The sequence below is a fragment of the Streptomyces sp. CBMA152 genome (genome assembly GCF_014596475.1).
In the GTDB taxonomy this organism is placed as follows: domain Bacteria; phylum Actinomycetota; class Actinomycetes; order Streptomycetales; family Streptomycetaceae; genus Streptomyces.
Map to the genome: position 1 here is coordinate 23,220 of NZ_MECJ01000021.1, position 22,845 is coordinate 46,064.

The 22,845-nt window shown below is 71.1% G+C and carries 20 protein-coding genes and 1 riboswitch; of the genes, 6 read left to right on the forward strand and 14 right to left on the reverse strand.

Annotated elements, in window-relative coordinates; translation table 11 throughout:
- Positions 1-116: 116 nt before the first annotated feature.
- A complete protein-coding gene (locus BG418_RS18865; protein WP_188275120.1) occupies positions 117-2,012 on the forward strand; it encodes an AAA family ATPase in 1,896 nt (631 codons plus the stop codon).
- A 316-nt stretch (positions 2,013-2,328) separates the two neighbouring features.
- Here the strand turns inward: BG418_RS18865 and BG418_RS18870 are convergent, their stop codons facing one another.
- The 10 genes from BG418_RS18870 to ribD all read right to left on the reverse strand — a co-directional run bounded on the left by BG418_RS18870 (position 2,329) and on the right by ribD (position 10,851).
- The gene (locus tag BG418_RS18870; RefSeq protein ID WP_188275082.1) at positions 2,329-3,405 is read right to left on the reverse strand and encodes a hemolysin family protein; all 1,077 of its coding nucleotides are present in this window, start codon (positions 3,403-3,405) and stop codon (positions 2,329-2,331) included.
- Positions 3,402-4,742 (reverse strand): hemolysin family protein, encoded by a 1,341-nt coding sequence (locus BG418_RS18875; protein ID WP_188275083.1) that lies wholly within the window; start codon positions 4,740-4,742, stop codon positions 3,402-3,404. Before BG418_RS18875 ends, BG418_RS18870 begins: the two co-directional genes overlap by 4 nt.
- A 203-nt stretch (positions 4,743-4,945) precedes the next feature.
- Positions 4,946-5,401, reverse strand: a complete 456-nt coding sequence (locus BG418_RS18880; RefSeq protein WP_188275121.1) for a PH domain-containing protein — start codon at positions 5,399-5,401, stop codon at positions 4,946-4,948.
- Between the two features lie 47 nt (positions 5,402-5,448).
- Complete coding sequence (gene hisG / locus BG418_RS18885) at positions 5,449-6,297, reverse strand: ATP phosphoribosyltransferase (protein ID WP_188275084.1); 849 nt, start codon at positions 6,295-6,297, stop codon at positions 5,449-5,451.
- Positions 6,298-6,342: 45 nt separating this feature from the next.
- Entirely contained in the window at positions 6,343-6,624 is a 282-nt protein-coding gene (locus BG418_RS18890) for a phosphoribosyl-ATP diphosphatase (protein WP_188275085.1), read from the reverse strand.
- A 34-nt stretch (positions 6,625-6,658) separates the two neighbouring features.
- Positions 6,659-7,144 (reverse strand): 6,7-dimethyl-8-ribityllumazine synthase, encoded by a 486-nt coding sequence (gene ribH / locus BG418_RS18895; protein WP_188275086.1) that lies wholly within the window; start codon positions 7,142-7,144, stop codon positions 6,659-6,661.
- Between the two features lie 56 nt (positions 7,145-7,200).
- Positions 7,201-8,490, reverse strand: coding sequence for a bifunctional 3,4-dihydroxy-2-butanone-4-phosphate synthase/GTP cyclohydrolase II (locus BG418_RS18900; protein ID WP_188275087.1), 1,290 nt, complete (start codon positions 8,488-8,490; stop codon positions 7,201-7,203).
- A complete protein-coding gene (locus BG418_RS18905) occupies positions 8,487-9,131 on the reverse strand; it encodes a nicotinamide riboside transporter PnuC (protein WP_188275088.1) in 645 nt (214 codons plus the stop codon). The genes BG418_RS18900 and BG418_RS18905 overlap by 4 nt, the downstream gene beginning before the upstream one ends.
- A complete protein-coding gene (locus tag BG418_RS18910; RefSeq protein WP_188275122.1) occupies positions 9,128-9,736 on the reverse strand; it encodes a riboflavin synthase in 609 nt (202 codons plus the stop codon). The genes BG418_RS18905 and BG418_RS18910 overlap by 4 nt, the downstream gene beginning before the upstream one ends.
- A 2-nt stretch (positions 9,737-9,738) precedes the next feature.
- Positions 9,739-10,851, reverse strand: a complete 1,113-nt coding sequence (gene ribD, locus BG418_RS18915; protein WP_188275089.1) for a bifunctional diaminohydroxyphosphoribosylaminopyrimidine deaminase/5-amino-6-(5-phosphoribosylamino)uracil reductase RibD — start codon at positions 10,849-10,851, stop codon at positions 9,739-9,741.
- A 162-nt stretch (positions 10,852-11,013) separates the two neighbouring features.
- A riboswitch (FMN riboswitch) is annotated at positions 11,014-11,144 on the reverse strand.
- Positions 11,145-11,435: 291 nt separating this feature from the next.
- Between ribD and BG418_RS18920 the strand changes: the two genes are divergently transcribed.
- From BG418_RS18920 to BG418_RS18930, 3 genes are all read left to right on the forward strand, one after another.
- Positions 11,436-13,781 carry a chitinase C-terminal domain-containing protein gene (locus tag BG418_RS18920; protein ID WP_188275090.1) on the forward strand — a complete coding sequence of 782 codons (2,346 nt, stop codon included), beginning with the start codon at positions 11,436-11,438 and terminating at the stop codon, positions 13,779-13,781.
- A gap of 106 nt (positions 13,782-13,887) precedes the next feature.
- Positions 13,888-15,051, forward strand: a complete 1,164-nt coding sequence (locus BG418_RS18925) for an MFS transporter (RefSeq protein WP_317453695.1) — start codon at positions 13,888-13,890, stop codon at positions 15,049-15,051.
- 143 nt (positions 15,052-15,194) lie between these two features.
- Complete coding sequence (locus BG418_RS18930; RefSeq protein ID WP_188275091.1) at positions 15,195-16,607, forward strand: uracil-xanthine permease family protein; 1,413 nt, start codon at positions 15,195-15,197, stop codon at positions 16,605-16,607.
- Here the strand turns inward: BG418_RS18930 and BG418_RS18935 are convergent.
- On the reverse strand, positions 16,589-17,686 hold the full coding sequence (locus tag BG418_RS18935) for a glycoside hydrolase family 6 protein (RefSeq protein WP_188275124.1): 1,098 nt from the start codon (positions 17,684-17,686) through the stop codon (positions 16,589-16,591). The two genes, BG418_RS18930 and BG418_RS18935, sit on opposite strands and share 19 nt — an antisense overlap.
- A 179-nt stretch (positions 17,687-17,865) precedes the next feature.
- Here BG418_RS18935 and BG418_RS18940 point away from each other — a divergent pair, with 179 nt between their 5' ends.
- Both BG418_RS18940 and BG418_RS18945 read left to right on the forward strand, forming a co-directional pair.
- Entirely contained in the window at positions 17,866-18,666 is an 801-nt protein-coding gene (locus tag BG418_RS18940; protein WP_223185091.1) for a DUF5995 family protein, read from the forward strand.
- Positions 18,630-19,559 (forward strand): LLM class F420-dependent oxidoreductase, encoded by a 930-nt coding sequence (locus BG418_RS18945; RefSeq protein WP_188275092.1) that lies wholly within the window; start codon positions 18,630-18,632, stop codon positions 19,557-19,559. Before BG418_RS18940 ends, BG418_RS18945 begins: the two co-directional genes overlap by 37 nt.
- 87 nt (positions 19,560-19,646) lie before the next feature.
- Here the strand turns inward: BG418_RS18945 and BG418_RS18950 are convergent, their stop codons facing one another.
- The 3 genes from BG418_RS18950 to BG418_RS18960 form a co-directional block, all read right to left on the reverse strand.
- Complete coding sequence (locus BG418_RS18950) at positions 19,647-21,341, reverse strand: NAD(P)/FAD-dependent oxidoreductase (RefSeq protein WP_188275093.1); 1,695 nt, start codon at positions 21,339-21,341, stop codon at positions 19,647-19,649.
- A gap of 59 nt (positions 21,342-21,400) precedes the next feature.
- Positions 21,401-22,198: a carbon-nitrogen hydrolase family protein gene (locus BG418_RS18955; RefSeq protein ID WP_188275094.1), complete on the reverse strand. Its 798-nt coding sequence runs from the start codon at positions 22,196-22,198 to the stop codon at positions 21,401-21,403.
- Positions 22,199-22,386: 188 nt separating this feature from the next.
- A complete protein-coding gene (locus BG418_RS18960; protein WP_188275095.1) occupies positions 22,387-22,842 on the reverse strand; it encodes an Lrp/AsnC family transcriptional regulator in 456 nt (151 codons plus the stop codon).
- Between the last annotated feature and the right edge of the window lie 3 nt (positions 22,843-22,845).

Genomic DNA, 22,845 nt, shown 5'->3' on the forward strand with positions numbered 1-22,845 from the left:
GCACCCTTCGGTACGGGGCCCCCTCGCGGGTACGATGCACCTGGTGCGGTCAATTCCCGTCAATTCCCTTCTGTGAATTGGCGGTTCAGCACGGGGGCACGGTGGTGGGGGACGTGATGGACTTCGGCACGCAGGGCTCGCACGCCCCGGCCGATCTCGCCTGGCTGCGGGGCATCGACGCGTACACCATGGGCGCGTATCCGCAGGCCGAGGAGGAGTTCCGGACCGCGGTGCGGATGGATCCGGGCATGGTGGACGGCTGGCTGGGACTGCATGCGCTGCGGGTGGACACCACCACGGCGCTGCTGCGCATGTACCGCCATCGAGAACGTTTCGGCGAACAGCGCGCCCGGCACCGACGGACCCTCAACTCCTGGTACTGGCTGGGCTGGTGGGTCCAGCCGGTCCTGGAGAGCCCGCGCGATCTGCTGCTCGCGCACGCCTCGCACTGGCTGGACGGCCGCCATGTGCCCGAACTGGACCGCGCACTGGCCGGTCTGCCACCGGTCGACGCCGACCCCCAGGTCCGCTTCCTGCACGCCTGCCGGGCGTATCTGGTCAAGGACTGGGACCAACTGGTGCGCCACACCGAGCCGTTGCTCGGCGATCCGCTGCTCGGGATCGAGGCCGGACTGTTCGGCGGGATGGCGCGGGTACGTCTGGAGATGTTCGGGCAGGCCGAGCCGCTGCTCTCGGCGGCGCTGATGCGCTGCCGCAGCGAACAGCCGCAGCGCAAGGAGCTGCGGTACTGGCTGGCCCGGGCCCATGAGGGCACCGGCCGCTCGGCCGCCGCGCTGCCGCTCTACCGGGCGGTGCACCGGGTCGACCCGGCGTTCATGGACACCTCGGCGCGGTTGGCCGCGATCACCGAGTCGGACGGCCTCGACGGCGCGTACGGCCCCGACGACCCGGCCGATCTCGCGGCCGTCTCGCTGGCAGGACTCGGCCAGGACAGCATCGCCGACGGCGGCCCGGTCGAGAGCGAGGCGGCGCAGGGGCTCGAACCGCCGGAGGGCCGCGAGGTACGGGTGCCGCTCGGAGGTCCGGCCGCGGTGCCGCCTCGGCCCGAAGGCGTACGGGAGAAGCCGGGCATCCCGGCCCAGCCCGGGCCGCCGCCGGTCCCGACCGGCCCGACGGACTCGGCCCTGCTCGCGCAGGCCCTGGCCGAGCTGGAGCGGATGGTCGGCCTCGAACCGGTCAAGCGCCAGGTGAAGGCGCTGTCGGCGCAGCTCAACATGGCCCGGCTACGGGTCGGGCAGGGTCTGCCCGTACAGCCGCCGAAACGTCACTTTGTCTTCTCCGGCCCCTCAGGCACCGGCAAGACCACGGTCGCGCGCATTCTGGGCCGGGTCTTCTACGCGCTCGGCCTGCTCGGCGGAGACCATCTGGTGGAGGCCCAACGGGCCGATCTGGTGGGCGAGTTCCTCGGCCAGACGGCCGTCAAGGCGAACGAGCTGATCGACTCGGCACTCGGCGGCGTCCTCTTCGTGGACGAGGCGTACAGCCTGTCCAACTCCGGCTACAGCAAGGGCGACGCGTACGGCGACGAGGCGCTTCAGGTGCTCCTCAAGCGGGCCGAGGACAACCGCGACCACCTCGTGGTGATCCTCGCGGGCTACCCCGAGGGGATGGACCGCCTCCTCGCCGCCAACCCCGGCCTGTCCTCCCGCTTCACCACCCGCGTGGACTTCCCCTCCTACCGACCCCTCGAACTGACCGCGATCGGTGAGGTGTTGGCGGCGGAGAACGGGGACGTGTGGGACGAGGAGGCGCTTGACGAGCTGCGCTCGATCAGCGGGCATGTGGTGGACCAGGGGTGGATCGACGAGCTGGGGAACGGTCGCTTTCTGCGCACGCTGTACGAGAAGAGCTGCGCGTACCGTGACCTGCGGCTGTCGATGTACCCGACCACGCCGGGCCGCGACGACCTGTCGACGCTGCGGCTGCCGGACCTGATGCAGGCGTACGGGGAGGTGCTGTCGGGGCGGGGCGGCCCGGTGGACCCGCTGTAGCTTCCCCACCCCGCCCCTTCCCGAAAGCCCTTGGCGGGCGGCCGGGTTCGTCGGCTGCGGGCCGTCTTGGGCTGAGCGCGCAGTTCCCCGCGCCCCTAGGTAGTTAGGGGCGCGGGGAACTGCGCGAGCAACCCAGCACGATCCGCAGCCGAAGCGGGGCGCAGGGGCGAAGCCCCGCGTACCCACCCCCCAGCGGGGTGCAGGGGCCGCAGGCCCCGCCCGGGGGTCCGGGGACGTAGCCCCCGGCAGCCCACCCCAACCCCCACCCACCCCCGGAGGGTTTAGGGAAGGGGCGGGGTGGGGGTCAATCCCCCGGTCAACCCGCCAGCGCCTGCTCCGCCGGGTCCTTCCTCGGTTGGATCGGGAACATCCGATGGGACGGGTCGCGGACCTCGCCCACCAGCATTTCCAGCACGTCCTCCAGAGCCACCAGCCCAAGGACCCGCCCCGACGCATCCGCCACCTGCGCAAGGTGCGCCGCCGCACGCCGCATCACCGTGAGCGCGTCGTCCAGCGGCAGCTCCGCCCGCAGCGTGGCCAGCGGACGCCACACGTGCTGCGGCACCGCGCGCTCCCGGTCCTCCAGGTCCAGTACGTCCTTGACGTGCAGGAACCCCATGAACGCGCCGCTCTCCGCGCACACCGGGAAGCGCGAGTAGCCCGTACGGACCGTCAGCTCCTCCACCTCCCGGGGTGTGACCGAGCACCCGACCGTGACCAGCGAGCCCCGGTCCAGGAGCACATCCGTCACCGGGCGGCTGCCCAGCTCCAGCGCGTCCTCCAGGCGCTCCTGCTCCTGCGGGCCGAGCAGACCCGCCTGGCCGGAGTCCTCCACCAGCCGGTTCAGCTGCTCGCTGGTGAAGACGGCCTCCACCTCGTCCTTCGGCTCCACCCGGAACGCCCGCAGCACCAGACGCGCGCAGGCGCCGAGTGCCACGGTCACCGGACGGCAGACCCGGGCGAAGGCGACCAGACCCGGGCTGAACCAGAGCGCGGTCTTCTCGGGGGCCGCCATGGCCAGGTTCTTGGGGACCATCTCGCCGATGACGAGATGCAGGAAGACGACGAGCGCCAGCGCGATCGCGTAACCCAGCGGATGGACCAGACCGTCGGGGACCCGGGCCGCGTGGAACACCGGCTCCAGGAGCTTGGCCACGGTGGGCTCGGCCACCGCGCCGAGCGTCAACGAGCAGACGGTGATGCCGAACTGGGCCGCCGCCATCATGCGTGGCAGGTTCTCCAGACCGTGCAGCACCTGCCGGGCCCGCGCGGACGTCGCGGCGAGCGGTTCGATCTGGCTGCGGCGCACGGAGACGAGGGCGAACTCGGCCCCCACGAAGAAGCCGTTCGTCAGCACGAGAAGCAGGGCGAACAGGAGTTGCAGCAAGCTCATCGCACGGCCTCCGCCACACTCTTGACGTCGGCCGTACGCACGAACCGCACCCGCTCCGCCCGGTACCGCTCGACCTGGCGGACCTGGATCCGCCAGCCGGGCAGTTCGGCGCGGTCGCCGGGGACGGGGATGCGGCCCAGCAGATCGGCGACAAGTCCTGCCACCGTCTCGTACGGGCCGTCCGGCGCGTCCAGGCCTATGCGCCGCAGGCTCAGCACCCGGCAGCTGCCGTCGGCCTCCCACGCCTGGCGGCCGTCCTCGCCCGCCACCACGGCGAGTTCGGGCGGGGTCTCGCCCTCGGCGTCGTGCTCGTCGCGCACCTCGCCGACGAGCTCCTCGACGATGTCCTCCAGGGTGACGACCCCGGCCGTGCCGCCGTACTCGTCGACGACGACGGCTATCGGCTGCTCGCTGCGCAGCCGCTCAAGCAGCTGCTGCACCGGCAGCGTCTCGGGAACCAGCAGCGGCGGTACTGCGATCCGGGCGGCCGGGGTGCGCCGCCGGTCCTGCGGCGGGACCGCGAGCGCGTCCTTGAGGTGGACCATGCCGACCACCTCGTCGATCCGCTCCCGGTAGACGGGGAAGCGGGACAGGCCGGTGGCCCGGGTGAGGTTGAGGACGTCGGCGGCGGTCGCGGACGTCTGCAGCGCGCTCACCTTCACGCGCGGCGTCATCACGTTCTCCGCGGTGAGCCGGCGCAGCGCCAGCGTGCGGACGAACAGGTCGGCGGTGTCCTGCTCGATCGCCCCGGCGCGCGCCGAGTGGCGGGCCAGGGAGACCAGTTCACCAGGTGTACGCGCGGAGGCCAGCTCGTCGGCGGGCTCCACGCCGAGCGCCCGTACGAGACGGTTGGCGACGGTGTTGAGCAGGGAGATCACCGGCCGGAAGAGCCGGGAGAAGCGGCTCTGCGGACCGGCGACGAACCGGGCGACCTGGAGCGGGCGTGAGACCGCCCAGTTCTTCGGTACGAGTTCGCCGATCACCATCTGGACGGCGGAGGCGAGCAGCATGCCGACGACGACGCTCACCCCGGGCACCACACCGTCCGGCAGCCCGGTCGCGGCGAGCGGCCCGTCGAGCAGTCCGGCGAGCGCGGGCTCGGCGAGCATGCCGACGACGAGCGAGGTGATGGTGATGCCGAGCTGGGTGCCCGAGAGCTGGAAGGAGAGCTCGCGCAGGGCCTTGACGACGGCGGAGGCGCGGCGGTCGCCGTCGGCGGCGGCCTGCTCGGCGTCCGGCCGCTCGACCGTGATCAGGCCGAATTCGGCGGCCACGAAGAAGCCGTTGGCGAGGATGAGAAGGAATGCCGCGGCGAGCAGCAGAAGCGGGATGGTCATGCCGCCGCCTCGTACGAGGGGGCGGCGCAGATACTACCGGACGATCCGTCCATTGCTGGAGGGAGTCACTCCTCGGGTCGCTGGTGCCCCGTCGGCCGATCGTGCTGCCAGTGCGCGGGGCGGGGCGCGATGGGCGCCACCGTCACCAGGGTAGCCATTGAGATCGTCGCCGCAATGCTTGCCCCGGTGCGCGATGCGGCGGGTCAGCCGTCCTGGCCGGTGCCGTGGGACTCGGCGAGGGCGCGCAGCGCGCGGGCGTCGCGTATGGCCTGCTCCTTGGCGATGCCGGGCTGGATGCCGAGCGCGGGCAGGCTGGTGCCGTCGCTGAGGTCCAGGAAGACCCAGGGGTCGCCGGGGCGCAGGTTCACGCGCAGGATCTCCGCCCAGGCGAGCCGCCGCGTACGGGTGAGGTTGACGACCGTGACGCCCGTGTCGTCGGCGACGACCTTGGGGCGGCTCAGCAGCGCGAGGACCGCGAAGAACATCGCCGCGGTGAACACGAAGCTGGCCCGCTCGCCCCCGCTCATGTTCTCCAGGAGCAGGGCGACTCCGGTGAGCACCGCGAACATCACGGTGCCGACGGTCAGCAGGACGGCCCGGGTGCGGGTCGGCCGGAACGTGACCGGGAGAACGGGGAGTTGGGGCGCGGGGGCGGACACGGGGTACGTCACTTCCGTACGGGGGTGAATAAGGGTGAACAGGCCGGTCAGAGACGGCAGGCGTGGATGGCCGTGGTGAGGATGGCCCGGGCGCCCAGCTCGTACAGGTCGTCCATGATCCGCTGGGCCTCCTTGGCCGGGACCATGGCGCGCACCGCGACCCAGCCCTCGTTGTGCAGCGGCGAGACGGTCGGCGACTCCAGGCCCGGGGTGAGGGCGACGGCCCGCTCCAGGTGCTCGGCGCGGCAGTCGTAGTCCATCATCACGTAGCTGCGGGCCACCAGGACGCCCTGGAGGCGGCGCAGGAACTGCTGCACCTTGGGCTCTTCGATGTCCGCGCCGGTGCGCCGGATGACGACGGCCTCGGACTTCATGATCGGCTCGCCGATCACTTCGAGGCCCGCGTTGCGCAGCGAGGTGCCGGTCTCTACGACGTCCGCGATCACGTGGGCGACGCCCAGCTCGATGGCGGTCTCGACGGCGCCGTCCAGGTGCACCACGGAGGCGTCGACGCCGCTGTCCTTGAGGTGCTGGGCGACGATGCCCTCGTACGAGGTGGCGATCGTCATCCCGTCGAAGTCGCCGACACCCTTGGCCGTGCCCGGCTTGGTGGCGTAGCGGAAGGTCGAGCGGGCGAAGCCGAGCGGCAGGATCTCCTCCGCGTCGGCGCCGGAGTCGAGCAGCAGGTCGCGGCCGGTGATGCCGATGTCCAGGCGGCCGGAGCTGACGTAGATCGCGATGTCGCGGGGGCGGAGATAGAAGAACTCGACCTCGTTCTCGGGGTCGACCAGGACGAGTTCCTTGGACTCCTTGCGCATCTGGTAGCCGGCCTCATGGAGCATCGCCGACGCAGGTCCGGACAGTGAACCCTTGTTGGGGACGGCGATGCGCAGCATGAGGTCAGCTTCCTTCACGTAAGGGGGTGGGATGTTCGGGTGTGCTCAGAGGTGGGCGTAGACGTCGTCGAGGGAGATCCCGCGCGCGACCATCATCACCTGGACGTGGTACAGCAGCTGGGAGATCTCCTCGGCGGCGGCGTCCTTGCTCTCGTACTCGGCGGCCATCCAGACCTCGGCGGCCTCCTCGACGACCTTCTTGCCGATGGCATGCACACCCTTGTCCACCAGCTCGGCGGTGCGGGAGGTGGACGGGTCGCCGTTGGCGGCCTTGAGCTGGAGCTCGGTGAAGAGCTCTTCGAAACTCTTGGAGGGTTTGTTCGCCATGATGCTCTTAGGGTAAGGGGTGGATCCCGGCCACTCAGCGCCAGGGTTCGCTGACGGTGCGCAGCGTGGCGGCCGTGGCGACGGCGGCGGTGACCGCTTCGTGCCCCTTGTCCTCGTTCGACCCTTCGAGGCCGGCCCGGTCCAGGGCCTGCTCCTCGGTGTCGCAGGTCAGCACGCCGAACCCGATGGGTACGCCGGTGTCGATGCTGACCTGGGTGAGACCGTTGGCCACACCCTGGCACACGTAGTCGAAGTGCGGTGTACCGCCCCTGATGACGACGCCGAGCGCGACGACCGCATCGTACCCGCGCCCCGCCAGCACCTTCGCGACGACCGGCAGCTCGAAGCTGCCGGGGACGCGCAGCAGCGTCGGCTCGTCGATGCCGAGCTCGTGCAGCGCGCGCAGGGCGCCGTCGACGAGTCCGTCCATCACCTTCTCGTGCCACTGCGCCGCGATGACCGCGACCCGGAGGTCTGCGCAGTTGCGTACGGACAGTTCGGGTGCGCCCTTGCCACTCACGTGCTTGTCTCCTCGGTGCTTCGGTGCTCGTTCTCGTTGGTGTCTTATGTGCTGTGTTACTGGTTGCCGCAGGCCGACGCGGTCGCGTCCAGCCAGGGCAGGTCGTGTCCCATCCGGTCCCGCTTGGTGCGCAGGTAGCGCAGATTGTGCTCGCCCGCCTGGACCGGCATCGGCTCGCGGCCGCTGACCTTGAGGCCGTGCCGCACCAGGGCGGTGGTCTTGTCGGGGTTGTTGGTCATCAGGCGCAGGCTGCGCACGCCCAGGTTCTGCAGGATCTGCGCACCGGCCGCGTAGTCGCGGGCGTCGGCGGGCAGCCCGAGCTCCAGGTTGGCGTCGAGCGTGTCGCGGCCCTGCTCCTGGAGTTCGTACGCGCGGAGCTTGGAGAGCAGGCCGATGCCGCGCCCCTCGTGGCCGCGCAGATAGACGACGACGCCGCGGCCCGCCTCGGTGATGCGCTCCATGGAGGCCTGGAGCTGGGGGCCGCAGTCGCAGCGCTGCGAGTGGAAGATGTCGCCGGTCAGGCACTCGGAGTGGACGCGCACGAGCACGTCCTCGCCGTCGCCGATCTCGCCGTGGACCAGGGCGACGTGCTCGACGCCGTCGACGGTGGAGCGGTAGCCGAAGGCGGTGAACTCGCCGAAGGAGGTGGGCAGATGCACCTCGGCCTCGCGGCGCACGGTCGGCTCGGCGGAGCGGCGGTAGGCGATCAGGTCCTCGATGGAGATGATCGTCAGGCCGTGCTTGCGGGCGAACGGGATGAGCTCGGGCAGCCGCAGCATCACGCCGTCCTCGCCCGCGATCTCCACAATGGCGCCGGCCGGGGCGAGCCCCGCGAGCCGGGCGAGGTCGACGGCGGCCTCGGTGTGGCCGTTGCGGACCAGCACACCGCCGGGCTTGGCGCGCAGCGGGAAGATGTGCCCGGGGCGCACGAAGTCCCCGGCGTCCGAGCCCCCGTCGGCGAGCAGGCGCAGCGTGGTGGCGCGGTCGGCGGCGGAGATGCCGGTGGAGACGCCGTGCGCGGCGGACGCGTCGACCGAGACGGTGAACGCCGTCTTCATCGACTCGGTGTTGTGGTCGACCATCTGGGGCAGCTGGAGCCGGTCGAGCACCTCGCCCTCCATGGGCGCGCAGATCAGACCGCGGCACTCGCTCATCATGAACGCGACGATCTCGGGGGTCGCCTTCTCGGCCGCGATGACGAGGTCGCCCTCGTTCTCGCGGTCCTCGTCGTCGACGACCACGACCGGCCGACCGGCCGCGATGTCGCGGATCGCCTGCTCGACGGGGTCGAGGGACAGGTCCTCGCGGTTGTCGGTGGAGTACCAGGTGGGTGTCGTGGCGCTCATGCCGCCGCTCCTTCCAGGACGGGCCGCGCACTCGTACGGGAGCGCAGCCACCAGTCGCGCAGTCCCCACAGGACGATCGCGCCGTAGATGACGTAGACGAAGCCGGAGAAGGCGAAGCCGTTGGCGAAGTTGAGCGGCACGCCCACGGCGTCCACCAGCAGCCACGCGAGCCAGAACTCGACCATGCCGCGCGCCTGGGCGTACATGGCGACGACCGTGCCGACGAAGATGTACGCGTCGGGCCACGGGTCCCACGACAGCGTCGGGAACGCGGTGAACAGGGCGCCGACCGCGAGGGTGCCGAGCGCCGCGCCCGCGACGAGCAGTCCGCGCTCGCGCCAGCTGGCGAAGCGCACCGCGACGGAACCGTCCTGGCCCTGCCGCTTGCCGTTCTGCCACTGGTACCAGCCCCACAGCGCCACCACGATGACCACGACCTGCTTGCCGGCGCTGCCGGAGAGGTGGGCCGTGCTGAACGCGGCCAGCAGGATGACGCCGGAGAGGAACTGGGCGGGCCAGGTCCATATGGAGCGCCGCCAGCCGAGCGCGAGGGCGGCCAGACCGATCGTGTTGCCGATCATGTCGGACCACATGATGTGCTGGTCGAAGGCGGTGAAGGCCTCGGAGTTGAGCCAGTTCACTTGGGGTCCTCCTGGCCGCGTGCGCCGAGCAGGCGCTCGACGTACTTGGCGATCACGTCGACCTCCAGGTTGACCGGGTCGCCGGGCTGCTTCAGGCCGAGCGTGGTCAGCGCGAGGGTGGTCGGGATGAGGCTGATGGTGAAGTAGTCGGGGCCCGCGTCGACGACCGTGAGGCTGACGCCGTCGACGGTGATCGAGCCCTTCTCCACGACGTAACGGGTGAGCTCCGACGGCAGCGAGACCTTGACGATCTCCCAGTTCTCGGACGGCGTGCGCGACACGATGGTGCCGGTGCCGTCGACGTGGCCCTGGACGATGTGCCCGCCGAGGCGGCCGCCGACGGCCATCGGCCGCTCCAGGTTGACCCGGGAGCCGACTTCGAGCGCGCCGAGGCTGGAGCGCTTGAGCGTCTCCTCCATCACGTCGGCGGTGAACTCGCCGTCGCCGAACTCCACGACGGTCAGACAGACGCCGTTGACGGCGATCGAGTCGCCGTGCCCGGCGCCCTCGGTGACGACGGGGCCGCGCAGACGGAAGCGGGAGGAGTCGCCGAGCTTCTCGACGGCGGTTACCTCACCCAGCTCTTCGACGATTCCGGTGAACACGCTCATCGCTCCTTGGCAGTGGACGTAACGGCAGTGGCAGATACGGGAGTTGCGGTGATGCGGAGGTCCGCTCCGACGCGGACGGTCTCGGTCAGTTCGAGCCGCAGCGCGTCGGTGAGGGTGGTGATGTGGGCCCCGGTCAGGGCCGCCGGGCCCGCGCCGAGCAGGACGGGGGCGAGATAGCCGACGACCTTGTCGACCGCGCCCGCGGCGACGAAGGCCCCGGCCAGGGTCGGCCCGCCTTCGAGGAGTACGGACCGCACGCCGCGCCCGTGCAGTTCGGCGAGCAGTGCGGGGATGTCCAGTCCGGTGGCGGTGCGGGGCAGCCGTACGACGTCGACGTCCGCGAGGTGGCCGGTGTCGGCGTCCTCGGCGACCGCGATCAGGGTGGGCGCCGCGTCGTCGAGGACCCGGGCGCCGGGCCGCACGGCCTTGGCCTCGGTGTCGACGACGACCCGCAGCGGCTGGACGGCGTCCTCGATGCCGCGTACGGCCAGGTGGGGGTCGTCGGTGCGGGCGGTGCCGGAGCCGACGACCACCGCGTCGGCCTCGGCGCGCAGCCGGTGGACGTCGGCGCGGGACTCGGCGGAGCTGATCCAGCGGCTGGTGCCGTCCTGGGCCGCGATCCGCCCGTCGAGGGTGGCCGCGTACTTCCACAGGACATAGGGACGGCCGAGGCGTACGGAGGTGAGCCAGGCGGCGTTGCCCGCCTCGGCCTCCTCGGTGAGCAGGCCCTGCTCGACCTGGACGCCGGCCGCCCGCAGGGTGTCGGCACCGCCGGTGGCCTGCGGGTTCGGGTCGCCGACCGCGTACACGACCCGGCTGACGCCGGCCTCGATCAGCGCCTGGGCGCAGGGGCCGGTGCGACCGGTGTGGTTGCAGGGTTCGAGGGTGACGTACGCGGTGCCGCCCCGGGCCCGCTCGCCCGCGTCGGCGAGTGCGTGGACCTCGGCGTGCGGGCCGCCCGCTCTGCGGTGGAAGCCCTCGCCGACGACGGCGCCCGAGGCGTCGGTGATGACGCACCCGACGACCGGGTTGGGGCTGGTGGAGCCGAGTCCGCGCGCGGCGAGCTCAATGGCTCGGCGCATGGCGTCTGCGTCGGCTGCGGTGGCCACCGGGTCCTCCTGCCTCTTCGGGCACGGACTCCGGGGCCTGTCGATGACGACAGAGAGCGGGAAATGGACCATGGATACAGCTCACGCACGGCCGAAGGACACCGATCGCCACGGAGGGCGAAACGGAACAACGGCCGACGTGACCCTTGCCAGGTCCGCCCGCCGCGCACTGCCTCCCATCCGGACTTTCACCGTCGGTCCAGGAATTCCACCTGGTCAACCGGCCACTGGATGCGGCCGGGTCGCGGACTATTACCGCCGGTTCGGAATTACACCGACCCCGGAGTGCGCTGCTGCTGGTACAGGGTCAGTGTGCCACGACTGATCGTCGGCCATACGAGCGAACGCCTGTGGCCTGAGTCACAGCTCGTAGCGGAGTGTGACCCTCCGCCCCCGAGCCCCCTCTGCGGCACATCCCCAGGTATCCCGGCCATTGGTCCGTACCTATTGACCCCACTGGTCTAGTCCTCTTAACCTCTGCGTCACCTCCGAGGTGAGGCCCGCTGGTGTGCGCACGCCGGGGCCGCCGCACGACCGTCCCCTGTTCGCTGTGCTTCGCCGACCTCCCCCAGGAGGAACAGATCGTGCCGTCCCCCCTTCGCGCGAGAGCCACGCTGCTCACGACCGGTGCCACCGTCGCCGGGCTGCTGCTCTCCTCGCTCGCCACCGGCGTCTCGCACGCCGCCGACAACGAGTCCTGTCGCCCCGACGGGCTCTACAAGACGCCCGGCGTCGACGTCCCGTACTGCTCCGTGTACGACACCGACGGCCGCGAGAAGATGGGCGCCGACCATCAGCGCCGGGTCATCGGGTACTTCACCGGATGGCGCACCGGCCAGGACGGGACCCCCGCCTATCTCGCCTCCGACATTCCGTGGGACAAGGTCACCCACATCAACTACGCCTTCGCGCACGTCGGTTCCGACAACAAGATCTCGGTCGGCTCCGACAGCGAGAAGAACGCGGCGACCGGAATTACCTGGCCCGGTGTCGCGGGCGCCGAGATGGACCCCGCACTCCCCTACAAGGGCCATTTCAATCTGCTGAACAAATTCAAGAAGCAGCACCCGAACGTGAAGACCCTGATCTCCGTGGGCGGTTGGGCCGAGACCGGCGGCTATTTCGGTGACGACGGAAAGCGCGTCGGCTCGGGCGGCTTCTACTCCATGGCCACCAACGCCGACGGCTCGGTGAACCAGCCGGGCGTCGACACCTTCGCGGACTCGGCCGTCGCCTTCATCAAGAAGTACGGGTTCAACGGCGTCGACATCGACTACGAATACCCGACGACCATGAAGGACGCGGGCAATCCGCTGGACTGGTCGCTCTCCAACGCCCGCCGGGCGGGCCTGGTCAAGGGCTATGCGGCGCTGATGAAGTCGCTGCGCGAGAAGCTGGACCGCGCGGGAGCGGCCGACGGCAAGCACTATCTGCTCTCCGTCGCGGCGCCCTCCTCCGGCTATCTGCTGCGCGGCATGGAGACCTTCCAGGTCCAGAAGTACCTGGACTACGTCAACATCATGTCGTACGACCTGCACGGCGCCTGGAACGAATACGTGGGCCCGAACGCCTCGCTCTTCGACGACGGCAAGGACGCGGAACTCGCCGCTGCGGGCGTCTATTCCACGTCCCAGTACGGCGGAACCGGCTATCTGAACGCGGACTGGGCGTACCACTATTTCCGTGGCTCGATGCCCGCCGGACGTATCAACATGGGCCTGCCGTACTACACGCGCGGATTCCAGAACGTGGCCGGCGGGACCAACGGACTGTGGGGCAAGGCGGCCACGACCACCTGCCCGGCGGGGTCGGGGCTCACCAAATGCGGTGACGGCGCGACCGGAATCGACAACCTCTGGCACGACCTCGACGCCAACGGCAAGGAGGCCCCGGCGGGCTCCAACCCGATGTGGCACGCCAAGAACCTGGAGAAGGGCGTGGTCGGCGACTACGTCACCAAGTTCGGCTTCCCCGCCGACACCAAGCTGACCGGCACGTATGCCCGCAACTACGACTCGACGCTGGTCGCGCCCTGGCTGTGGAACGACCAGAAGAAGGTGTTCCTGTCCACCGAGGACGAGCAGTCGGTGAACGCCAAGGCCGACTACGTGGTGGACAAGGGCATCGGCGGCACCATGGTGTGGGAGCTCGCGGGCGACTACCGGTACAACGCGGCCAAGGGCCAGTACGAGCCGGGTTCGACGCTGACGAGCGCGATGTACGACAAGTTCAAGTCGGCCACTCCGTACGGCGCCAAGCGCTCCACCATCGATCTGCCGACGCGGGCGCTCGACATCGGCGTGGACTTCGGGCAGTTCCCGCTCGGCGACTCCAACTACCCGATCAGCCCCAAGGTGACGATCACCAACAACACCACGGCGACGCTGCCGGGCGGCACGGAGTTCCAGTTCGACTACGGGACCTCGGCCCCGGCGAACGCCAAGGACCAGTCCGGATTCGGTACGACGGTGGTCCGCAGCGACCACAGCGGCAGCAATGTGGGCGGTCTGAAGGGCGACTACAACCGTGTCTCGCTGAAGCTCCCGGCCTGGCAGACACTGGCGCCCGGCGCCTCGGTGACGCTGGACTTCGTCTACTACCTGCCGGTCTCGACCCCGTCCAACTGGACGGTGAGCTTCGGCGGTCAGACGTACGCGCTGGCCGGTGACCTCACGCGGGGCGCGACGCCGGTGGACCCGGGCACGACGTCCCCGACCCCGTCGCCGACCCCGACCCCCACTCCGACTCCGACCCCCACTCCGTCGGGCGGCACGTGCACGGCACCTGCCTGGTCGGCCACGGCCGAGTACGGTGGCGCCACGACCGTCTCGTACAAGTCCCACACCTGGAAGTCGAAGTGGTGGACAAAGGGCGACGAGCCCGGCACCACCGGCGACTGGGGCGTCTGGCAGGACCTCGGCGCCTGCTGAACCCCCGCCCCCCGAACGCCCGGCGGCGCAAAACGGCCCTTGCCGCCGCCGGGCCCCAAACTTTCTTCTGGAGCGAGGGGAAGGCTCGGGCGGATTGGCGACCCAAGTGGACGACGACATACGCCAGTTGCGGCGGGCGCGGATCGCGACAGCCGCGGTGTTCTGCGTGCACGGCGCCGTCACCGGCAACTTCGCCACCCGCGTCCCCTGGATCCAGGAGCACGCCGGAATCTCCACCGGCCAGCTCGGCCTGGCACTCGCGTTCCCCGCGATCGGCTCTTCGCTGCTGATGCCGCTCTCCGGCGCGATCACCCATCGCTTCGGCTCGCGCCGGGCGCTGCGCGGACTGCTCGCGCTGTGGACCCTGGGCCTCACGCTCCCCTCGCTCGCCCCGAACGTCTACACGCTGTGCGGGGCGCTCTTCCTGTACGGGGCGAGCTCGGGCATGTCGGACGTGGCGATGAACGCGCTGGGCGTCGAGACGGAGGCCCGGCTCGGCCGGTCCATCATGTCCGGGCTGCACGGCATGTGGAGCGCGGGCGCCCTGCTCGGCTCGGCGGCCGGCACCCTGGCCGCGCACACCGGCACCGACGCACGCGTCCACCACGCGGTGGCGGCGGCGGTCCTGACCGTGCTCGGCGCGCTGGCCTGCGGCCGCGTACTGGATCTGCGCAGCGCACCCGACGAGGCGCCACCGCCGCGCTTCGCCCTGCCGCCCCGGTCAGCGGTGATCATCGGCCTGGTCGCCTTCTGCGCGGTGTTCGCGGAGGGCGCGAGCCTCGACTGGTCGGCGGTCTATCTGCGCGACTCCCTCGACACTTCGGCGGGCCTAGCGGCCGCCTGCACCACGGCGTTCACGCTGACCATGGCGGTGGCGCGGATCGCGGGCGACAGAGTCGTGGACCGCTTCGGGGCGGTACGGACCGTGCGGTGCGGGGGCGTCCTGGCGACGGCGGGCGGGATGCTCGTGGTGCTCGCGCCCCGACCCGCCGTCGCCATGGGCGGGTTCGCGCTGATCGGGCTCGGGGTCGCGGTGGTGGTGCCGCTGGCGTTCGCGGCGGCGGGGCGGGGCGGGTCCAACCCGAGCCAGGCGATCGCGGGCGTCGCCACCATCACGTACACGTCGGGCCTGATCGCCCCGTCGGCCATGGGGACGATCGCCGATCTGAGCTCGCTGGTGGTGTCGTTCGGGGTGGTGACGGTGCTGGCGGTGGGGCTGGTGGTGGGGGCGAGCGTGTTGCGAGCGGGGAACCTGTCGTCAGATAGCTGAACACTGTTCATGAACACGACCGCGTGAGCGGAGAGCTGGCACTTCCGGGTGACAATGCCCCGCGCAGGATTCACGGATGGGACCTGCCCTCGCACTAAAATTGCGCTGATTCTTCTCAGCACGGAACGAACTGGAGCGAATTCATGGGCCTCGGCGTGCGCTGGACCCTGCACGGTGACGGGCGGACCCCCGCCCCGGGTGCCGTCGTACGCCCGGACGAACGGCTCTCCTGGCCCCGGACCATCGGGCTCGGCGCCCAGCACGTGGTGGCCATGTTCGGCGCGTCGTTCGTGGCGCCGGTGCTCATGGGCCTGGACCCCAACCTCGCGATCATGATGTCCGGTGTCGCCACGGTCATCTTCCTGCTGGCGACCCAGGGCCGGGTGCCCAGCTATCTCGGCTGCTCCCTCTCCTTCGTCGGCGTCGCGGCCGCGATCCGGGCCACCGGCGGCACCAGCGCCACCGTCACCGGCGCGGTCCTCGTCGTCGGTGCCGTGCTGTTCGTGGCGGGCCTGGCGGTACGGCGGTTCGGCGCGCGGATCATCCACGCCGCGATGCCGCCGATCGTGACCGGCGCGGTGGTCATGCTGATCGGGTTCAACCTGGCGCCGGTCACCGCGGCCACGTACTGGCCGCAGGACCAGTGGACGGCCTTGCTGGTGATGCTCTTCACCGGGCTCGCCGTGGTCTGTCTGCGCGGCTTCTGGTCCCGGGTCGCGATCTTCCTCGGCCTGCTCTTCGGCTACGGCATCTCCTGGCTCTTCGACCGCGTCTTCGGCAAGATCCACTCCGTGCCGGGCGCGGGCGCGGCCACCGACCACTGGCGGCTCGACCTCTCCGGCGTCGGCAAGGCCGAGTGGATCGGGCTGCCGTCCTTCCACGCCCCGAGCTTCCAATGGTCCGCGATCCTGGTCGCGCTGCCCGTCGTGATCGCGCTGGTCGCCGAGAACGCCGGACACGTCAAGGCCGTCGGCGAGATGACCGGCGACAACCTCGACGACAAGCTGGGCACCGCGATCGCCGCCGACGGCGCGGCCTCGGTGCTCTCCACCGCCGTCGGCGGTCCGCCCAACACCACGTACTCCGAGAACATCGGCGTCATGGCCGCCACCCGTGTCTACTCGACGGCCGCCTACTGGGCCGCCGCCGGCTTCGCGCTGCTCTTCGGCATCTGCCCGAAGTTCGGCGCGATCGTCGCCGCGATCCCGGGCGGCGTCCTCGGCGGCATCACCGTCATCCTGTACGGCATGATCGGCCTCCTCGGCGCCCAGATCTGGATCAACGCCAAGGTCGACCTGCGCAATCCGCTCAACCTGGTCCCGGCCGCCGCGGGCATCATCATCGGCATCGGCGGCGTCACCCTGAAGTTCACCGACAACTTCCAGCTCAGCGGGATCGCCCTCGGCACCATCGTGGTCATCACCGGCTACCACGTGCTGCGCGCCCTGGCCCCGGCCCACATGAAGGAGCAGGAGCCGCTGCTCGACGAGGGCACGTCGTCGTACGACGAGGACGCCGAGGCCACGGCCGAAGCGGCTCAGCGCGCCAGTTCGTAGGCGTACTCGGGGCTGAAGCTGCCCGCCGCGCCCCGGCAGCCGTCGGACTCGCCGGGCAGCTTCACCCACAGGTACGCGTCGATCCGCTCCTCGCCGGTGTCCGTCGTCGGGGCACGCCCCAGCGCCCGGCCGGCCGGGTCGCACCACTGGCCGTCGGGCGGCGCGCCCCGGCCGTTGCGGCTGGTGTCGATCACCGCGCCCAGCCGCGCGGGACCGCCCAGCCCGGCGAGCACCCGCCGTGCGTACGCCACTTCGTCGGCCGTGGCGCGGAAGTTGGACACATTGGTGAAGATGCCGTCGCTGCTGGTGGCCGCACCGGCCGCGCGCAGCAGGGCGGCCATCTCCTCGGCGTCGTGCCATCCGGAGTGGCCCGCGTCGAAGTACACCCTGGCGCGGGGGTCGGCCGCGTGGATGCCGCGCCCCGCACCGGCCAGCGAGGCGAAGCGGGCGGTGCGGTCACCGTCCGAGAGGCAGTCGGACTGGGCGATCGCGTCGGGTTCCAGGATGACGATGACCGGTGAACGACCGAGCCCCGCCGAGAAGTTCCGGATCCATCCGTCGTACGCGGCGAGATCAGGCGCGCCACCCTGGGACGCGCCGCCGCAGTCCCGGCCGGGAATCGCGTACGGCACGAGCACCGGCACCCGGCCCTCGTCGGCGGCCGCCGACGTCACCTGTCGCACCTCCCCGGTGATCCGGTCCGGGTCGTACTCGGTGAACCAGACCGCGGCGGGCCGGTCCGCGATCCGCCGCTCGATCAACGGTCGCCTCGGGTCGTCGGGATGGGCCTGGACCCAGTCGAGCACCTGCGAGTCGGGCGAGCGGTAGAGCGCGGCGGAGACGGCCTCCGGCGGCTGCGACGGGGAAGGCTTCGGAGAAGGGGACGGCTCCGGGGTGTGCGAAGGGCGCGGCACGCGGGACGCGCGCGTGGGGGACGGCGAGGGCACTGCGGGCAGCGGCGCGAGGGTGGGCGACCGGGTCACCTGCGGCCGCGCCGATACGCCGCCACCGCCTCCGAGGGCGGAGACCGCGCCCGCCACGGCACCGACCGCCGCGACGGCGAAGGCGAACCCCACCATGGCGTTGCGCCGTGCGGCCCGGCGCCGGGCGGCCCGGCGTCTGTGCGCGCGCGTGTCCGGCGTCCCGGTCACCGTGAACTCCCCTCCCCCACAGGTGCGATGGCCCCACGTTCACCCGTTCCGGGGAAGCCCCGGGCCCGGCGGCGTCCGGTAAAGCGTAGGGCTGGGACGCTGCCCTCATGGCGCAGATCGAACAGTTGGCAGGTGGGACGGGGCTCCTGGCCGGTGGCACGGGCCTCGCCGGGCCGTCGGTGGACGTCTCGGTGGACACCGTGGTGGCGCGGATGCGGGCGCTGCGCGCGAGCCTGCCGCCCAAGGACGGGCTCGCCGTCTTCAACCGGGTCTATCTGGCGGTCACCGAGGAGATCGGCCGGAGCCTCACCCGGGGCGCGTTCGCCGACCCCCGGGCCGCCGCGACGCTGGACGTGCTGTTCGCCGGGCGGTATCTGCGGGCGGTCGACGCGGTGGCGACGGGCCTGCGCCCGCCCGCCTGCTGGCGGCCGCTGTTCCAGTACCGCCGCCACCCGGGCGTACGCCCGCTCCAGTTCGCTCTCTGCGGCATCAACGCGCACATCGGGCACGACCTGGCGCTCGCCGTCGTCGACAGCTGCCACCGCCTCGCGTGCGAACCGGCCGATCTGGAGGACGACTTCGACCGGGTGGGCGACCTGCTCGTGGCGCTTGAGGAGCGGGTCCGCGAGGAGCTGATGCCGGGGCCCGACCTGCTGGAGGTCGCGGACCCGCTCACCCATCTGCTGGCGTCCTGGAGCCTGGAGCGGGCCAGGGACGCCGCCTGGTCTTCGGCGCGATTGCTGTGGCGACTGCGGGAACTTCCGGACCTGTCCCGGGAGTTCAGGGAGAGGATGGACGCAGGCGTCGGCCTGGTGGGGCGGTGCCTGCTGACGCCTCACGTTGGCCCTTCTTCGGTACGAGGAGTTCTCCCATGGCAATCCGGCTCGGGCTCGGCATCCCGCAGATGAGGCAGTACGACATCGGCCGTGACATCCCGGCCGTGGCGCGCGCCGCCGAGGAGACGGGCTACGAGAGCCTGTGGGTGTTCGAGCGGGTGATCTTCCCGACCCCGGCGACCCAGGGGCTGTACGGGGTGCCGGGCCTGGCCTGGCCGGACGCCTACCGGTCGGTGGCCGACCCGCTGGTCTGCCTCGCGCTCGCCGCCGCGGCCACCGAGCGCGCGCGGCTCGGCACCAGCGTGCTGGTGGCGCCGCTGCACATCCCGTTCCAGCTGGCCCGCTCGCTCGCCACCCTGGACGCGGCCAGCGGCGGCCGGGTGGTCGCGGGGATCGGCACGGGCTGGTCGCACGACGAGTACGCGGCGGCGTCCGTGGCGCCGTTCGAGAAGCGCGGCAAGGTGCTCGACGAGACGCTGGACGTGTTCGCGGCCGTGTGGGGCGCGGACCCCGTCTCGTACGAGGGCGAGTTGACGACCATCGCCCCCTCCGAGGTCGGCCCCAAGCCGGCCCGGCCGATCCCGGTGTATCTGCCGGCGGGCAGCCCGAAGGCGGCCCGCCGCCTGATCGACCGGGCGGACGGCTGGATGCCGGGGGCCATGGGAGCCGCGCAGCTCGCCGAGGAGTGGACCGGGATCCAGGCCCTGGCCGCCGAGCGCGGCCGCGAGCGCCCGGTCGAGGTGTGTGCCCGGGTCAACGCGCGCCATATGCCGAAGCCGTACGACGGCGCCGACCGCCCGCCCTTCACCGGCAGCACCGCCCAGATAGTCGAGGACCTGGTGGCCCATGCCCACGACGGCATAGGCGAGTTCCTGATCGACCTCCAGGCCACGCCCCGCGACGCGGAGGAGCTGAAGGACGTGGCGGCGGAGGTGTACACGCAGGTGCGCGCGGCGGGGCTGTAGTCCGACCCCGCACGGTCGGCGGGCGGAACGCGAAGGGCCCGGGGGCAACAGCCCCCGGGCCCTCAAGTCCCGTACCGCGAGCCGGAATCAGTCCTCCGGCAGCTCGACCGGCGCGATCTCGTCGTACACGTCGCCCGGGCCGGGGTTGGTGGCGTCCGTGCCGCCGCCGAGGTGGTGCATGACGCCCCACACCGCGTTCAGCGCCGTCTGCACCGCGCCCTCGGCCCAGCCGGCCGTCCAGGAGATGTCGTCGCCCGCGAGGAAGATGCCGCGCTTGTCCTCGGGCAGCGTGTCCTGCATGAAGTGGGTGAAGAGGCGTCGCTGGTAGCGGTAGTGGCCCGGCAGGTTCGCCTTGAACGCGCCCATGAAGTAGGGCTCGTTCTCCCACGACACGGTCACCGGGTTGCCGATGATGTGCTTGCGGATGTCGACCTTCGGGTAGATCTCGCCGAGCGACTTGAGCATGACCTCCATGCGCTCGTTCGCCGACAGCGGCAGCCACTTCAGACTGTCGTCGCACCAGGTGTACGAGAGGCAGATGACGGCGGGCTTGTCCGGCCCGTTGTCGAGCAGGTAGGTGCCACGGGTCATCCGGTCGGTGAGCGTCATCGACATGACGTCCCGGCCCGTCTCCTCGTCCTTGTCCAGCCAGAACGGCCGGTCCACGGGAACGAACAGCTTCGAGGACTCCATGTAGTGGGTGCGCTCGATCGCTGTCCAGTGGTCGATCGGGAAGAGCGAGTCATCGCACTCGATCTTCGAAAGCAGCATCCAGGACTGGGCGGTGAAGATCGCGGCCCGGTACGTACGGATGTCGCCGGACGCGTCGGTGACGGTGATCCGGTTGCCCGCGGTGCGGTGCAGCCGGGTCACGGCGGGCTTCGGCGCGCCCCCGTGCAGCGAGGAGAGCGAGGTGCCCTGCGCCCAGTGCACGATCTTCTGCGGCTCGCGCTCCCACAGCCGCAGCGGCAGCTGCTGGGAGCCGCCGACGATGCCGCGGTGGTGGTCGTCGGCCTCGGTGTAGACGACGCGCAGGATCTCCAGGATGGAGTTGGGGAAGTCGGTGTCCCAGCCGCCGGTGCCGAAGCCGACCTGGCCGAAGATCTCGCGGGCCCGGAACGACTTGAACGCCTCGGACTCGCAGAGGAAGCCGTAGAACGTCTGGTTGTCCAGCTTCTCGACGAGCTTCGCCCAGATCTCGCGGATGCGCGGGACATCGCGCTCGCGCATGGCGGTGTTCATGTCCGAGAAGTCGGCGCCCTCGTCCAGGCAGGCGTTCCACGCGGCGGCGACGTCGCGGTAGACCTGCGGCAGGTCGGCGATCGTCTCGGCGTAGTGCGACTCGCCCTTGAGGTCGACGACCGTCGAGGGGGTCGCCTCGGCCAGCGGGTTCGGGAACGGCTCGGTGACCAGGCCGACGAGGTCGATGTAGTGCTGGAGGGCCGTCGAGGACGGCGGGAAGCGCATCGCGCCCATCTCGGCGGTCAGCTCGTCCGTGCCGGTGCCCTCGAAGCCGACGGTGCGCAGCCGTCCGCCGATCTGGTCGGCCTCGTACACGACGGGCTTGAGGCCCATCTTCATCAGCTCGTACGCCGAGATGATGCCGGAGAGCCCGCCGCCGATGACGGCGACCTCGGTGCCGTGCTCGGTCGCGGGTATCTGCCCCAGCCCGGCCGGGTGGGCCAGGAAGTCGTCGTACGCGTAGGGGAAGTCCGGACCGAACATGGTGATCGGCGGCTGGCCGTCGGTGTGCGGGACGGCGGTGGGCACCGTGGACGTCATGGGGTACGGACTCCTTGCGCAGGACGAAGAGGGGGTGGGGGCGGCCGGAGGGGTCCGGGTCAGACGAGGGAGGTGTAGAGGCCGGGGCGGCGGTCGCGCAGATACGGGTTGTTCACGCGTGAGGCGGCCAGGAACTCGGGGTCGGCGTCACCGATCACGAGCTCGGCCTCGCGGCCCGCGCGAGCCCGGGCGGTTCCGTCGGGTCCGGCCAGACAGCTCAGCCCGACGAACTCGAACTCGCCCTCGGGGCCGGTCCGGTTGACGTACGCGATGTACATCTGGTTCTCGAAGGCGCGCACCGGCACCACGGACTCGGCGACGAACTGGAAGGGGTGCATCTGCGCGGTGGGCACCAGGAGGAGGTCGGTGCCGGCCAGCGCGTGCGCGCGGACGTTCTCGGGGAACTCCACGTCGTAGCAGATCATCATCCCGAGCCGCAGCCCGCCGAGCTCGGCCTGGACGACCTGTGTCTCGCCCGGCGTGAACCACTCCTGCTCGAAGCAGCCGAAGAGATGGGTCTTGCGGTAGTTCGCCAGGCGTGTGCCGTCGGGGCCGATGAGCTGTGCGGAGTTGTAGACGCTCTCGCCGTCGCGCTCCGGGTAGCCGTAGACGACCCCGAGCCCGTGGCGTACGGCGATCTCGGCGACGGCCTGCGCGCTGGGCCCGTCGGCGGCCTCGGCCAGCTTGGGCACCTCGTCCCCGATGGCGTAGCCGGTCAGGAACATCTCCGCGCAGACGAGCAGCCCGGCCCCGGCGGCAGCGGCCCTGCCCGCGGCCTCGTCCAGCACCTTCAGATTCGCGGCGACGTCACCGGGGCGGCCGGAGCTCTGGAGCAGGGCGGTGCGCAGCGGGGGCATGGCAGTCCTCGGAGGCGAAAGTGGTTGAAGGGGTCACCTAGACGGTACGTTCCACCGTTCTACCCCGACAAGGCACGACTGTTGCGCGCCGGAGAACGATTCGTTGCGCGTCCGGGGCCCTGGGCGGCGATTCGTTGCGCGGCCCTGACGCGGCCTTGACGCCCCCCGCGCCTTCAAGATCAGGAGGATCAGGCGGGCGAGCCCGAGGAGAAGCGCCTGAGCAGGGGCGAGAGCACCAGGACCGACTTGGTGCGCTCCACATACGGCTCGCCCGCGATCCGTTCCAGGACCCGCTCGAAGTGGCGCATGTCGGAGGCGAAGACCTGGACGATCGCGTCCGCCTCACCGGTGACGGTGGAGGCGGACGCGACCTCGGGGTACCGCTCAAGCCCGCGCTTGATGGACTCGGGCGAGGTGTTGCGACGGCAGTAGATCTCGATGAACCCCTCGGTCTCCCAGCCGAGCGCCGCCGGGTCCACCCGGACGGTGAATCCGGTGATGGCCCCTTCGGCGCGCAGCCGGTCCACGCGCCGCTTCACGGCGGGCGCGGACAGGCCGATCAGCGAGCCGATGTCGGCGTACGAGCGGCGGGCGTCTTCAGCGAGCGCGTGGACGATGCGCTCGTCGAGGTCATTGAGTCGCACTGC

Bases quoted from the DNA above. Each gene is read 5' to 3' on its own strand.
- BG418_RS18875 (WP_188275083.1), bottom strand. From the start codon at position 4,742: ATGACCATCCCGCTTCTGCTGCTCGCCGCGGCATTCCTTCTCATCCTC.
- BG418_RS18900 (WP_188275087.1), bottom strand. From the start codon at position 8,490: ATGAGCGCCACGACACCCACCTGGTACTCCACCGACAACCGCGAGGAC.
- BG418_RS18945 (WP_188275092.1), top strand. From the start codon at position 18,630: ATGGCAATCCGGCTCGGGCTCGGCATCCCGCAGATGAGGCAGTACGAC.
- BG418_RS18955 (WP_188275094.1), bottom strand. From the start codon at position 22,198: ATGCCCCCGCTGCGCACCGCCCTGCTCCAGAGCTCCGGCCGCCCCGGT.
- BG418_RS18890 (WP_188275085.1), bottom strand. From the start codon at position 6,624: ATGGCGAACAAACCCTCCAAGAGTTTCGAAGAGCTCTTCACCGAGCTC.
- BG418_RS18935 (WP_188275124.1), bottom strand. From the start codon at position 17,686: ATGGTGGGGTTCGCCTTCGCCGTCGCGGCGGTCGGTGCCGTGGCGGGC.
- BG418_RS18865 (WP_188275120.1), top strand. From the start codon at position 117: ATGGACTTCGGCACGCAGGGCTCGCACGCCCCGGCCGATCTCGCCTGG.
- BG418_RS18950 (WP_188275093.1), bottom strand. From the start codon at position 21,341: ATGACGTCCACGGTGCCCACCGCCGTCCCGCACACCGACGGCCAGCCG.
- hisG (WP_188275084.1), bottom strand. From the start codon at position 6,297: ATGCTGCGCATCGCCGTCCCCAACAAGGGTTCACTGTCCGGACCTGCG.
- BG418_RS18930 (WP_188275091.1), top strand. From the start codon at position 15,195: ATGGGCCTCGGCGTGCGCTGGACCCTGCACGGTGACGGGCGGACCCCC.
- BG418_RS18940 (WP_223185091.1), top strand. From the start codon at position 17,866: ATGGCGCAGATCGAACAGTTGGCAGGTGGGACGGGGCTCCTGGCCGGT.
- BG418_RS18870 (WP_188275082.1), bottom strand. From the start codon at position 3,405: ATGAGCTTGCTGCAACTCCTGTTCGCCCTGCTTCTCGTGCTGACGAAC.